Genomic DNA, 12,470 nt, shown 5'->3' on the forward strand with positions numbered 1-12,470 from the left:
AGTATAATCATTCAGCTTGTAAACTTCAACTGCTTCTATCTTACCATCATTGCTCATTAGATTTGAAGATAAACCTCATAAAAAGCAGTTCCTTATGAGAAGAGAAAATCATATCACTATGTCACCCAATCCGTGAAAAACATGACAGCAGCTTTTCAGAAACTCACACAGTCTCATCGAAGCTGCTGCGACTTCCAGCAACATAGATTGTGCAGGAGCTATAAAAACGTCCGCCAAACACACGTGATGGCTTCTGTATTATGCCAAGTCATCATATTCGGCTGCGTGTTCGAAATCGTCAAGGCCGTCCCTTGCCGTATCAACGGGACTCGCGGTGTTACTGATTTTGTATTTATTGTATTTTATGCGGACGAACTTGCTGCAGCTTTTCCAGCATGACAGCCTGTTCAAAAAAGGGCTTGCGGGAGCGCTGACAGGAGCCGGGGTTTGGTGGATGCTCAGTTTCACCATAAGTGAACTGCTGTTTTTGATCATCCTGGCTGCCATCCAGCAGATCGGCTCATTTATTTATAAACGATTGTCTTATCCCAGCTCTGCTTCTCTCGATCTATGAAATCGCTACATTGCAATCGCAGACGGACCCGCGCCAACCGGGATCACCGTCACAGCTGTATAATCGCTCGTGCGGTACACGGTCACGGTATTGTCGTCGGGCTGTGCTGCATAAATGTACTGATTATCAGGTGTTACGGCGAGATCAGAGACGCCGGGGAGAGAGGCAGTTGTTATAAAAGTATGCTGCGCTGTATCTACGACAGTGAGATTCTCTGGGGATGCCTCAAAATAGGGCTCAAGGAAAAACGCACGAGTCCCATCAGCAGAAAAAACAATTGTAATTAAACCGTCAAACAGTCTGTTAATTCGTGAAGATTCGCTAAATATTGTCAAATCTATCACAGAAACGGCATTCGGCCCTAGCTCACCATTTTCCAGATAAGCAAAATTCCCTATTATCGGGGTTACAATTAAATTTGGTGTTTCAAAGTTACTTAAACTTTCGATCAGCTGTCCGGTGTTTAAGTCATATTTATTAACGACCCAAATTACAGAGTTGGTCGTATAGAAAAACTGTCCGTTAGGGTCTAGGGCAAAATCGTCCGCAGCGGGTGACACCGTGAACGTATTGGTAATGGTTTGCGAGGAAATATTAATTTCATAAACGGAGCTGCCTCCTGCGAGAATATAAGCAAATTCTCCCCCAGTTTCAAACTGGATTTTTCTTGGGGCTCCTACAAGAGGGATGGTTTGTGTAACCGTTAATGTTTCGTTGTTAATGATCGACACAAGATTCGCATTCCTATGGAGAACATACGTATACGCTTTATCCAAGGTAACACCCAAATCAGTCGGGATATCAGATAAAGAAATGGTACTTACAAGAGTATTCACGTCAGCATCAATGACAGAAACCGTGCTGTCTCCAGTGTTTGCAGTAAACACGTAAGATCGATGATCCGGTTCCGGCACAAGCACAATCGTGCCTGTCACCGATAAAGGACTGCCATAGAATGGCGGAACGACAACAAGGTTCTCGATCGTAATGTCACTGACATCCGGGCAATCATCGGGTTCATCAGAATAATAGACGACTTGGTCAATCTCTGCATTGCGGATGACAGAAACAGACCCGTCCCCTTGTCCATATTGATTTCGCACTGGTGAGACACTGACGAGAAGCGTAACAGTTCCCTGCAGGCGCACTGCGAATTGAACACCGATTTCATCAGGCTCAGGCCCCGTCTCAATGAAACAGCGTTCAATGACACAAGAAAGGCTGTCTGCATTCCACGTCACGTTTGCAACAGCTTCAGCCGGATCAACAACAAACCCCTCAGGCAATTCAATCGGCGCTTGAAACATCGCTTCACGGCTTGCTTCTTCCTCGCAAAAACATAAACAATCTTCTTGTGCGGCTCCTGCTTTTTCTTTAAAGGAAAGCATGTTATTTCTCATATCTTCACTTCCTTTTCAGACATACACTGCTCACGCAGATACAACAGAATATGGAAGATGTATTTGTTTGCTTGTACAAATTGTCGGGGATAATAGCGGATTTTTGAAGTGATATCCGCAGACATGCGGTTTTAAAAAGAAAACATTGCGGTTTTTTTGCGCTATCCTTCCGAATGAAAATGATAAAATATGTCATATACATAACGTGGAAGGGAGGGATTCGGAATAGTGGCGAGTGTTGTATCGTCTTCAGCGGTTGGAGAAAAAATCAACGAATGGTATATGTACATTCGAAGGTTCAGCATCCCGGACGCCGAGTACTTGCGGAGAGAAATCAAAGAAGAGCTTGCAAGCCTGGAAGATGACCAGGATCTTCATCTGTACTATTCTCTCATGGAATTCCGCCACAATCTGATGCTGGAATACCTCGAACCGCTGGAATCGCAGCGGATAGAAGAACAGCCGAGACTATCGGATCTGCTCGCGGATATTGATAAAAAGCAGGCCCGGCTGACCGGACGCCTTGATTATTATTTTAATTTTTTCCGGGGGATGTATGAGCTGGAATGCCGTGAATATCTTTCAGCGATTCAGTTTTTTAAGAAAGCTGAAAGCAAATTGACGTACGTTACAGATCAGATAGAAAAAGCGGAATTTTACTTTAAGATGTCAGAGTCCTACTATTATATGAAGCAGACTTATTTTTCTATGGATTATGCCCGGCAGGCTTATAAAATTTATCATAAGCAGGAGGCATATAATATAAGGGTGCTTCAGTGCCATTCATTGTTCGCTACCAACTTTCTTGACTTAAAGCAATATGATGAAGCAATTCAGCATTTTAAAAAAGCTTATGCCATGGCAGAGGCAGAACAGCAGCCTCAATTAATGGGCCGGACTCTATATAATATCGGGCTTTGTTTTAACAGCCAAGAAAATTACAAACCAGCCATTGACTACATCAAACGGGCAATAGCTGTTTTTGAAGATGGGAACATCATCACTTCTCTTCCGCAAGCCTATTTCTTAATCACACAAATACATTATAAAATCGGAAATATGGCCATAGCCAGGCAATATCATGACAAAGGAGTATCTTACGCGAAGGAGGCGGAAGATTCATTATATATAGCGGAGTATGAATTTTTAGAATCTTTGTACGTCGGTGAGCCTGATGAAGAAGCAATTATGGAATGTTTTGACTTCCTCAAGGATAAATTGATGTATGCTGATCTTGAAGATTTTGCCTTAGATGTGGCAAAATATTACCACGAGAGAGAAAATTTCGAGAAGGCTTCCGCATATTTTTTAAAAGTGGAAGAAACAAGACAGCAAATTCAAGGAGGTGTGAAGTTGTATGAAATTGAAGTATAAATTAGTACTTACTTGCTTAGCTGTAGGCACTGTTTTTGTTTCAGCCGACATCGCAAGTGCACCGGAACATCAATTTGAAGTTGCTCAGCGCGGAATGATTTAAAAATTAAACTTGATAGCAGCCAACATCTTACGGCTGTTTTTTTATCTGTTCTTCCTTATTAAAAACCCGGAACAAAGGCTGCTTCTGCCCTGTTATTCCGGGTTTTCTTCTTTCTACTTCACAAACCCAAGCAGCATTTCACGAATCATCTTGCTTGCCGTGTTTGCGGTTTGTTCGGAGTGGTCATAGATCGGCGCGACTTCTACAAGGTCAGCTCCTTTTACGCTGACTTCTGAGCGGGCGATTTCATGGATGGACGCGAGCAATTCCTTAGACGTGATGCCTCCTGCGTCAACCGTGCCCGTTCCCGGCGCATGAGCGGGGTCAAGAACGTCGATATCGATGGTGACATAAACAGGACGTCCCGCGAGCTGCGGCAGCACTTTTTTCAGCGGCTCAAGCACTTCAAACTTAGAAATGTGCATGCCGTTTTCTTTCGCCCATTCAAATTCTTCCTTCATTCCGGAACGGATGCCGAATGAAAATACGTTTTGCGGCCCGATAAGCTCGGCCGCTTTGCGGATCGGTGTAGAGTGGGAAAGCGGCTCGCCTTCATAATCCGTGCGCAGGTCTGTGTGCGCGTCAAAATGAATGATGGCAAGGTCCGGAAACTTCTTATACATGGCTTTAATGACAGGCCATGACACAAGGTGCTCCCCTCCCATGCCGAGCGGGAACTTTCCTTTTTCTAAAATGCTGTCCACGTATTCCTCAATCATATCAAGGCTTCTTTGCGGATTGCCGAACGGAAGCGGAATGTCGCCGGCGTCAAAGAAATTCAAATCAGCCAAGTCACTGTCGAGATACGGGCTGTATTCTTCAAGACCGATAGACACCTCGCGGATTCTCCCCGGGCCGAACCGTGAACCCGGGCGGTAGCTGACCGTCCAATCCATCGGCATGCCGTAGAGGATGGCGTCCGCCTCTTTCCAATCGGGGCGGCTTGCGATAAATACTTTTCCTGAATATGCTTCATCAAACCTCATGATAAAACCCTCGCTTTCCTGTAAAAAAGCGCAAGATTCGCTCCTGCGCCGTACGTTTTTATTTAATTAAGTCGCTCACAAATTTCGGAAGAACAAATGCCGCTTTGTGAAGCTCTTTCGTGTAATACTTCGTATCGATATCAAAGAAACGGCTGTCTTCCACTTCAAGCGGATCATACTTTTTAGAACCGATCGTAAATGTCCACAGACCGCTTGGGTACGTCGGGATATTAGCCGTATACAGACGGGTGATCGGGAAGATTTCTTTCACATCGCGCTGTACGTTTGTAATCAGCTCCGGTGTAAACCACGGATTGTCCGTCTGCGCGACGAAGATGCCGTCTTCTTTTAACGCCTTGGAAATTCCGGCATAGAAACCTTTTGAGAACAGATTGACGGCCGGTCCGACCGGTTCTGTTGAATCAACCATAATGACGTCGTATTCATTTTCTGATTTCGCGATGTGCATGAAGCCGTCATCGACTCTCACGTCTACGCGCGGATCATCCAGCTTGCCCGCAATAGATGGAAGGAATTTTTTAGAGTATTCAATGACCTTGCCGTCAATGTCGACAAGCGTCGCTTTTTTTACGCCCGGGTGCTTCAGAATCTCTCTGATGACGCCGCCGTCTCCGCCGCCGACAACGAGGACGTTTTCCGGATTCGGGTGTGTAAATAACGGTACGTGCGCAACCATTTCATGATAGACGAACTCGTCCTTTTCAGAAGTCATGACCATTCCGTCTAAGAACAGCATGTTGCCGAATTCTTCTGTCTCCACCATTTCCAGATGCTGAAATTCAGTCTGTTCCGTATGTAATGTTTGTTTCACCTTTAATGTAATGCCGAAGTTCTTCGTCTGCTTCTCCGTATACCAAAGCTCGCTCAATTGTCATCTCCCTTTCAAGGCTTATTTCATTTATTGTAAGCGTCTGTTTCGCTTTTATTCCGGTTAAAATCTCATTTTCACCTAAGGAAAAAGTATAGAGGATGGGAGGGAAAAAGTAAAGATGTGTCCGGCTTGCGATGTTTAAAAAACCCCCTTTTTTCACATAATAATAGAATCATGAAAAAGGGGGTTCCCAAAAGTGGATAAAGTATCTGGAAAACAGCTCAGAATCACGTTCAAAATCATCCGCGCCTGCATCTTTCTGACATTGATGGGCGGAATGCTGGCCGGCGTCTGCTTCACATCCATTCTTCTTGCAGCGAAATGGCAGGGAGCCCCCTCCGTCCGGGTTCCTCAGTCTACGATTCTTTATGCAAATGACGGCTCAAAGCTGGGTGAGACCGATTTCGGGGAAAAACGCTACTGGGTCCGGTTGAAAGATATCAATCCGATAGCGGTGCAGGCCGCCATTGCGGTAGAGGATCAAAACTTTTACAGCCACCATGGTTTTGATTACCGGCGGATGGCCGCCGCCGCGCTTGCTGACATAAAGGCAATGGCCAAGGTTCAGGGCGCCAGCACCATTACCCAGCAATACGCGAGAAATCTCTACCTTGAGCATGATAAGACATGGAAACGAAAATGGAATGAAGCATTTTACACGATCCGCCTTGAACAGAACTATTCTAAAAACGAGATTTTAGAAGGTTATGTAAATACGATATATTACGGCCACGGCGCATACGGAATTGAAGCCGCCTCCCGCCTGTATTTCGGCAAACACGCCAAAGATCTGAACGATGCGGAAGCCGTGCTTTTGGCGGGCATTCCGAAAGGCCCGTCCGGCTATTCGCCTTATATCAGCGAAAAGAAAGCCAAACAGCGCCAGAAAACCATTCTTCGACTGATGACCGAACAGAAAATGATATCAAAAGCAAAAGCGGAAAACCTTAAGAAAGCCCCGCTTGCCTACAAGCCGCTGAAAAACAGAACCGCGGCGAAAACGGCGCCTTATTTTTACGATGATGCGATGAAAGAACTTGAGAAAAAGCTCGGCATGACGCGCGAACAGCTGGCAACGAGCGGGCTTCGTGTTTATACGACGCTTGATAAGCGCATGCAGCGGATCGCAGAAAACACTGTGGCACATACGATCCGTACCGGCTCTGACATTCAGGTCGGCTTTTCCGCAATTGATCCGGCAACAGGGCGCGTGCTTGCGCTGCTCGGCGGACGTGACTACGAAAAAAGCCCGTTTGACCGGGCGACACAGGCGAAACGGCAGCCGGCTTCCACGATCAAGCCGCTTTTGTACTACAAAGCAATTCAAAGCGGCTTTACACCGGTCACGCTGATGAAAAGCGAAGAAACAGAGTTCCAGATTGACGACAACGGAGACACCTATTCTCCAAGCAATTACAACGGCTACTACGCCAATAAACCGATTACCCTGCTTCAGGCGCTTGCGTTATCAGACAACATTTATGCCGTGAAGACCCATCTCTTTCTCGGCATGAATAAGCTCGTGTCAGCGGCGAAGGAATTCGGCATCAGCGAGCATTTAAAGCCCCTTCCGTCTCTGGCGCTCGGAACTGAACCCGTGCGCCCGATTGAAATGGTCAATGCCTACGCGATGCTCGCAAACGGGGGAAAACAAATCACCCCTTCATTTATCACAAAAGTGACGGATACCGCCGGCAACGTCTTGTATGAACAGCCGCGCAGGCATCAACAGGTTCTTGATAAAAAAGCAGCTTTTGTAACGGCAAGCATGATGACTGGCATGTTTGATAAGGATTTAAACGGCTATACTTCCGTCACAGGACGCACCATTTCAGACAGGCTGACCCGAACCTACGGCGGGAAATCGGGCACGACGAGCGCGGACAGCTGGATGATCGGTTTTAATCCCGCTCTTGCTGCCGGCGTATGGACAGGCTATGACAAAAGCAGCACGATTGATTCAGTTGAGGAAAAAAGCTATGCGAAGACCATTTGGGCGGATTTTATGGAGAAAGCGCTCAAAGGAGAACCGGAAATGGCGTTTAAACCGCCGAAGGGCGTCACGGGCGTCTACATTGATCCCGCTTCCGGCTACACATCAGGACCAGGATGCGCCGCAAAGCATTATACGTATTTTATCGCAGGCACAGAGCCCGCGGATGTGTGCTTCGGTCCGGAACCGTCTAAAAAAGAGAAGGAACACGCCCCCGCCCGTAAAGAACCTCGGCAAAAAAAATGGTGGGATAAGTGGCTCGGCAAAAAAGACTAAGCCCGGTGCATCGCGCACCGGGCTTTAATCCGCATCTTCCTCAAGCACCCATGGGAGCAAAAGTGAAAAGTCGAGATGAATAATAGGATCAGGAAAATCCTTCGGTATAAAAAACCTTGTACTCGGCAAAGAAAACGAAAAGCGGATATCTCCCGCCTTCTCAATATGAGACTTCGGCCAGCCTTCGCCAAGGCGGCCGACAATCGGATAACTGCCCGCATAATGATGCAGGCCGTTTTCCTTTCCGATCTCCCCCACGTCGTGACAGACAGACGGACGAATCCCAAACTGTGTAAACAATCTTGTTTTCTCGGCGGGAAGGAGATTCATCGCCTCGGAGAAATTCCGGCAGTTCGCGCAATCGCATCGATCGTCCCATGGTTTTTCGTGTTGTTTTCTCGTTTCCGCCGCATCCGCCTCAATGACCCAAGGACCGATGTCAAATACGGTGAACATGATGAAACCTCCGCTTAAACATGAAAAACCCCGAGTCTTGGTTCGGCTCGGGACTTTCCATGTCCTGATTCTGTAACAACAGTTTACTCAGTACAATTGCGAAATAGTGCAAATATTTATAAAGTTCACAAAAAGTTCACAAATTATTTTTCTTCCGGAAGCAGACCCGTTTTCAATTCATCGGATGAACGGTCCCAGAGCCCTTGGTCATGCTTCTGCAAAAATTCAGCGAGCACCCGCTTTGAGCTGTCATCCATTTTGTCCACGATAATGCGGCGCTTCATTGATTTATCCATTAAATTCACATGCTCCGGCAATGACTTATAGCCTCTGCGGATACTTCTGTCCACGGTCATTTCACAAGCCGTCACACCCGCGTAATAAGGGCCTTCTTCTTTTCTGTCGATGGTGACCCATACGAGCCAGTACGGTTTTCCGTTCGGCACTTCATCCTTGTTCGGCAGGAATTTGATGCCTTTTTCCACGACACTGCGGGCGTGCATGGCGCCGATATCGACGAAGGCTTCCTTCTCTTCCACATCGACAAATACCGGAGAAATATTGTCAAGGCTCAGCGATCCGGCGCCGAAACCGCCATGTCCGTCGGTCGGATCACTTTTAATGATATTAAACCCGATTGATTTCTTCTTTTTTCCTTCTTCCATGAAAATACCCTCCTACAAAAGCGGTTGAAATATAATGGCAAATACTCTGAGAATCCAGTCTCTCCCCTCGCTTAACAGCGGCCACACGACATAGGAGCCGACCGGTGTCACAAACAGCACGAGGAACACGATAATCCCGTAGCTCTCAAATTGAGTCATTTTGGCGCGCACCCGCGGCGGCACGAGATCCTCAATAATCCGGTAGCCGTCAAGCGGAGGAAGCGGCAGCAGGTTGAATAAACACAGCGCGAGATTCAGCTGTATCCAAATAGAGAAAAAGCGGTCAAGCCCCATGCTGAATGCCGAAAGCAGCTCCATTCCGTAAGCATGCATCAACACTAGCAAAAAGAAACCGATAAAGGCAAGAAGCAGGTTGCTTACAGGCCCGGCGACGGAAACCAGCACTCCCGCCAGCCGCGGTCTTTTAAAGGCGCGGCGGTTCACCGGCACCGGCCGTGCCCAGCCGAAGCCCGCGACCAAAATAAGAATGGTTCCGAAAACATCAAGATGTTTAATCGGATTGAGCGTTAATCTTCCCTGTCTCGCCGCCGTATCATCACCGAACCGATACGCGACATATGCGTGCGCCAGTTCGTGCATCGTAAATGCCACGATCAGCGTAATCACGACATAGGGCATAAGCTCCAGCGGATAATATAAAAATCTGTCCAAGTGTAAAAATCCCCTTTTTTTAAAAATGCAAGATTGTCCTCCGTTCAGTATACTATAAGTGACCTCTCTTCCAAAGAGAGGAAACGAAAAGGAGGAACAGCACCATGCCGCTCGTAACCGTTAAAATGCTTGAAGGCCGCACAGATGAACAAAAACGGAATCTGGTTGAAAAAGTAACAGAAGCCGTAAAAGAAACGACAGGCGCAGCCGAAGAAAAAATCATTGTCATGATTGAAGAAATGAGAAAGGATCATTACGCCGTCGCCGGCAAACGGATCAGCGACACGGAGTAATCCTTGATAAAGGCCGGCGCTGCTGTACGCAAGCCGGCTTATTTCACTACCTTTTCAACCAGGCTGAAAAAGGTTTTCTTTTCTTCCTCTGTCAATGCTTCGAACAGCTCGTCAATCAGCAGCTGCCGGTTTTCAATCATTTGCATGGCTGCCATTTTCCCTGATTCGGAAAGCGTCATCCACACTGTGCGGCGGTCTTCGTTATTTCTCGACCTTTCCACGAACCCTTCTTTTTCTAAATGATTGAGAGCGGTGGTCGTGGCGGAAGGCGATAATGTGACTTCCTGCAATATATCTTTAATCGTGCACGTGCCGTGCCGGTAAATAATCCTGAGAATAAATCCTCTGATATTGTTTATACTCTTCGGAATTGTCGCCTCATCAAGTTTTTTCGTGCTCTTTAAGTATTTTGTGAGAGCGTAATCCAGTACATTTGCTTGCAAGTTATCGTGCTTCATGCAGAAACTCCCCATTTCAAGATGCATCCATCATCATTTAATTGTTTTTATTACATTTTACTGATACCTTACGGAGAAAGTCAAAATTCCGGTCGGAACACCCGCAACTTTTATCCTGCCCTGTACAGACTTTTGTCTCCCTCTTTTTTCACCAGTCCCTTTTATGCAATGCTGGTTTTATAGACATGATTCAGGTAAAATCATTAAGGGTGACTGCGTTTGACGGAAAGACTGATCTGATGCGACAGACAATATGATGGGAAAGAAACGGAACAAACGGGGAAACAGAACACAGGATTGTTGATTACACAGAAGATGTGACACGGGTAAAAGCCAAAGAGTTCCTCTCGGCTTTTGCTTTCGGATGGAGGGATGCGTGTTGCGGAATATCCTACAAAAAAAAGACATCACCCAGCTGCTTGAACAAAGCAGAAACAGGCAGACTGCCAAAACGATGGGTGGATTTGATTTAACATTACTGGGCATCGGCGCCGTCATCGGGACGGGCGTCATGGTCCTTACAGGCATTACGGCCGCGAAAAATGCCGGGCCTTCCGTTATCTTTTCTTTTATCATTGCAGCCGTTGTCTGCAGTCTTGCAGCATTATGTTACGCCGAAATCGCTTCTGTTCTCCCGGTTTACGGAAGCGCTTATATTTACTCTTACACCACCATGGGGGAAATTATCGGCCATTTAATGGGCTGGACGCTCTTATCCGTTTATATGGTGACGGCGTCTGCGGTGGCAAGCGGCTGGTCAAGTTATTTCAATAATCTGTTAGCCGAAATCGGCATGCCTTTGCCGGACAGTCTGCTGCACGTGCCGAGCCAGGGGGGCATCGTCAACCTTCCTGCCATCATCATTACTCTACTAATTGCGGTCGTTCTGTCGCGCGGATCCAAAGAGAGCAAAACATTTAATAATATAATGGTTCTCGTAAAAATCGGAATTGTTTTGCTGTTTATCATCACAGGCAGCTTTTTTGTGAAGCCGGGCAATTGGCATCCTTTTATGCCTTTTGGAATCAAAGGCGTGATCACGGGGGCTTCTGCCGTCTTTTTTGCGTTTCTCGGGTTTGACGCGATTTCCGCTTCGGCTGAAGAAGTCAAAAAACCGCAGCGCAACCTGCCGATCGGTATTATCGGTTCACTGGTGATCTGTACATTAGTATACGTCATTGTCTGTCTCGTCATGACCGGGATGGTTCCGTATTCACAGCTTAATGTGCCGGAAGCCATGTCTTATGTATTACAGACTGTCGGACAAAACGCGGTGGCAGGCGTTATCGCTGCCGGAGCGGTGATCGGGCTGATGGCCGTCGTTCTCGCCCATACATATGCGGCGACCCGCATATCCCTGGCAATGGCAAGAGACGGGATGCTGCCGAAAGTTTTCACGATTGTCGGAAAGAAATCGGGAGCTCCGATCTTTAATACGTGGGTGATCGGCCTGACAAGCGCATTTATTGCGGGTTTTGTTAACCTGAAAGAGCTGTCAGATCTCTCAAACATCGGCGCATTATTGACATTCGCCATGGTCAGTCTGTCCGTACTGATCCTTCGCCGCACCCATAAGGATCTGCCTCGGGGATTCAAAGTGCCGTTTGTACCCGTTCTGCCGATTTTGGCCATTATCTGCTGTTTGTTTTTAATGGTCAATCTGCCGCTGAAAACATGGCTTTATTTTATCGTCTGGCTGATCATCGGCGTAATCGTTTACTTTTTATATTCGTACAAGCACAGCAAATTGAGAAAATAAATAAAACCAGGCCCGCTTTTTTGCGGCCTGGTTTTTGCATAAAAAAAGACGAAAGCCATCGCCTTTAACAAATGTGTTTCAGCTCTTCTATGTAGTGAAGCGCCTCTTCATATTCTTCATCAGTATATTTCTGTTTGCTTTTTATCGTAAACACTTTCTCTTTCTTTTCCTCTGCTTCAAGGCCGTCAAAATACAAAATCGTGGACACCAGCTCCAGAAACCGGGATGAGCGGCTGTTGACGCTGTCGATGTAATTCTTCATATCCGGCATCGTAAGCTCCGCATGATGTAAAAACTCGGCTCCCGTCTCCGTCAGCGAGTACCGGTATTGAAAGTAGCCGCCCTTTTTTTCCTTCACCTCATCCAGAAACCCAAGATTGCACAGCTCTTCAATTCGAAGCGTCAGTTCTTCGGAATACGGGCCGTAAAAATGAAAATCATATTTTTCGTAGAAAGGATACTGCATTTTCTTCGCGATATAAATGATTTTCTGCAGCTTTTTCCGCCCGATGATTTCTCCAGAATCCGAGAACACCTTCATCAGTTTTGCATGTTCTTTCAACAAATTC

General features: G+C 46.7%; 13 protein-coding genes and 1 pseudogene. 6 read left to right on the forward strand and 8 right to left on the reverse strand.

Going from position 1 to position 12,470, the window contains the following annotated elements; translation table 11 throughout:
* Window positions 1-114: 114 nt before the first annotated feature.
* Window positions 115-574, forward strand: a pseudogene (locus MHH91_RS18910) (bacteriocin biosynthesis protein AlbG); the annotation flags it as partial.
* 5 nt (window positions 575-579) lie between these two features.
* Here the strand turns inward: MHH91_RS18910 and MHH91_RS18915 are convergent.
* Complete coding sequence (locus MHH91_RS18915; RefSeq protein ID WP_014471165.1) at window positions 580-1,974, reverse strand: YncE family protein; 1,395 nt, start codon at window positions 1,972-1,974, stop codon at window positions 580-582.
* A 228-nt stretch (window positions 1,975-2,202) separates the two neighbouring features.
* Between MHH91_RS18915 and MHH91_RS18920 the strand changes: the two genes are divergently transcribed.
* Both MHH91_RS18920 and MHH91_RS18925 read left to right on the forward strand, forming a co-directional pair.
* Window positions 2,203-3,348 (forward strand): response regulator aspartate phosphatase, encoded by a 1,146-nt coding sequence (locus MHH91_RS18920; RefSeq protein WP_013353955.1) that lies wholly within the window; start codon window positions 2,203-2,205, stop codon window positions 3,346-3,348.
* Window positions 3,332-3,451, forward strand: coding sequence for a PhrC/PhrF family phosphatase-inhibitory pheromone (locus tag MHH91_RS18925; RefSeq protein WP_014471166.1), 120 nt, complete (start codon window positions 3,332-3,334; stop codon window positions 3,449-3,451). Before MHH91_RS18920 ends, MHH91_RS18925 begins: the two co-directional genes overlap by 17 nt.
* Before the next feature lie 113 nt (window positions 3,452-3,564).
* On the opposite strand, the gene speB is transcribed toward MHH91_RS18925, so the two are convergent.
* A complete protein-coding gene (gene speB / locus MHH91_RS18930; protein WP_013353956.1) occupies window positions 3,565-4,437 on the reverse strand; it encodes an agmatinase in 873 nt (290 codons plus the stop codon).
* 58 nt (window positions 4,438-4,495) lie between these two features.
* Window positions 4,496-5,326 carry a spermidine synthase gene (gene speE, locus MHH91_RS18935; RefSeq protein WP_013353957.1) on the reverse strand — a complete coding sequence of 277 codons (831 nt, stop codon included), beginning with the start codon at window positions 5,324-5,326 and terminating at the stop codon, window positions 4,496-4,498.
* A 199-nt stretch (window positions 5,327-5,525) separates the two neighbouring features.
* Here speE and MHH91_RS18940 point away from each other — a divergent pair, with 199 nt between their 5' ends.
* A complete protein-coding gene (locus MHH91_RS18940) occupies window positions 5,526-7,598 on the forward strand; it encodes a transglycosylase domain-containing protein (protein WP_013353958.1) in 2,073 nt (690 codons plus the stop codon).
* 24 nt (window positions 7,599-7,622) lie between these two features.
* Here the strand turns inward: MHH91_RS18940 and MHH91_RS18945 are convergent, their stop codons facing one another.
* The 3 genes from MHH91_RS18945 to MHH91_RS18955 form a co-directional block, all read right to left on the reverse strand.
* The gene (locus tag MHH91_RS18945) at window positions 7,623-8,054 is read right to left on the reverse strand and encodes a hypothetical protein (protein ID WP_013353959.1); all 432 of its coding nucleotides are present in this window, start codon (window positions 8,052-8,054) and stop codon (window positions 7,623-7,625) included.
* A gap of 143 nt (window positions 8,055-8,197) precedes the next feature.
* Window positions 8,198-8,719: a YwhD family protein gene (locus MHH91_RS18950; RefSeq protein ID WP_013353960.1), complete on the reverse strand. Its 522-nt coding sequence runs from the start codon at window positions 8,717-8,719 to the stop codon at window positions 8,198-8,200.
* A 12-nt stretch (window positions 8,720-8,731) separates the two neighbouring features.
* A complete protein-coding gene (locus MHH91_RS18955) occupies window positions 8,732-9,391 on the reverse strand; it encodes a site-2 protease family protein (protein ID WP_014471167.1) in 660 nt (219 codons plus the stop codon).
* 104 nt (window positions 9,392-9,495) lie between these two features.
* On the opposite strand from MHH91_RS18955, the gene MHH91_RS18960 reads away from it, so the two are divergent.
* Entirely contained in the window at window positions 9,496-9,684 is a 189-nt protein-coding gene (locus MHH91_RS18960) for a 2-hydroxymuconate tautomerase (protein WP_003151042.1), read from the forward strand.
* 38 nt (window positions 9,685-9,722) lie between these two features.
* Here the strand turns inward: MHH91_RS18960 and MHH91_RS18965 are convergent, their stop codons facing one another.
* The gene (locus MHH91_RS18965; protein WP_013353962.1) at window positions 9,723-10,142 is read right to left on the reverse strand and encodes a MarR family winged helix-turn-helix transcriptional regulator; all 420 of its coding nucleotides are present in this window, start codon (window positions 10,140-10,142) and stop codon (window positions 9,723-9,725) included.
* Window positions 10,143-10,521: 379 nt separating this feature from the next.
* On the opposite strand from MHH91_RS18965, the gene MHH91_RS18970 reads away from it, so the two are divergent.
* Window positions 10,522-11,901 (forward strand): APC family permease, encoded by a 1,380-nt coding sequence (locus MHH91_RS18970; RefSeq protein ID WP_014471168.1) that lies wholly within the window; start codon window positions 10,522-10,524, stop codon window positions 11,899-11,901.
* Between the two features lie 64 nt (window positions 11,902-11,965).
* Here MHH91_RS18970 and MHH91_RS18975 read toward each other — a convergent pair whose 3' ends face one another.
* Window positions 11,966-12,466 carry a YwgA family protein gene (locus tag MHH91_RS18975; RefSeq protein ID WP_014471169.1) on the reverse strand — a complete coding sequence of 167 codons (501 nt, stop codon included), beginning with the start codon at window positions 12,464-12,466 and terminating at the stop codon, window positions 11,966-11,968.
* Window positions 12,467-12,470: the final 4 nt, after the last annotated feature.

Origin of the sequence: Bacillus sp. FSL K6-2819 (assembly GCF_038008305.1) — a bacterium.
Classification (GTDB): Bacteria; Bacillota; Bacilli; order Bacillales; family Bacillaceae; genus Bacillus; species Bacillus amyloliquefaciens.

Coding starts and splice junctions, on each gene's coding strand:
- MHH91_RS18960 (WP_003151042.1), top strand. CDS start 9,496: ATGCCGCTCGTAACCGTTAAAATGCTTGAAGGCCGCACAGATGAACAA.
- MHH91_RS18965 (WP_013353962.1), bottom strand. CDS start 10,142: ATGAAGCACGATAACTTGCAAGCAAATGTACTGGATTACGCTCTCACA.
- MHH91_RS18925 (WP_014471166.1), top strand. CDS start 3,332: ATGAAATTGAAGTATAAATTAGTACTTACTTGCTTAGCTGTAGGCACT.
- MHH91_RS18950 (WP_013353960.1), bottom strand. CDS start 8,719: ATGGAAGAAGGAAAAAAGAAGAAATCAATCGGGTTTAATATCATTAAA.
- MHH91_RS18945 (WP_013353959.1), bottom strand. CDS start 8,054: ATGTTCACCGTATTTGACATCGGTCCTTGGGTCATTGAGGCGGATGCG.
- MHH91_RS18915 (WP_014471165.1), bottom strand. CDS start 1,974: ATGAGAAATAACATGCTTTCCTTTAAAGAAAAAGCAGGAGCCGCACAA.
- speB (WP_013353956.1), bottom strand. CDS start 4,437: ATGAGGTTTGATGAAGCATATTCAGGAAAAGTATTTATCGCAAGCCGC.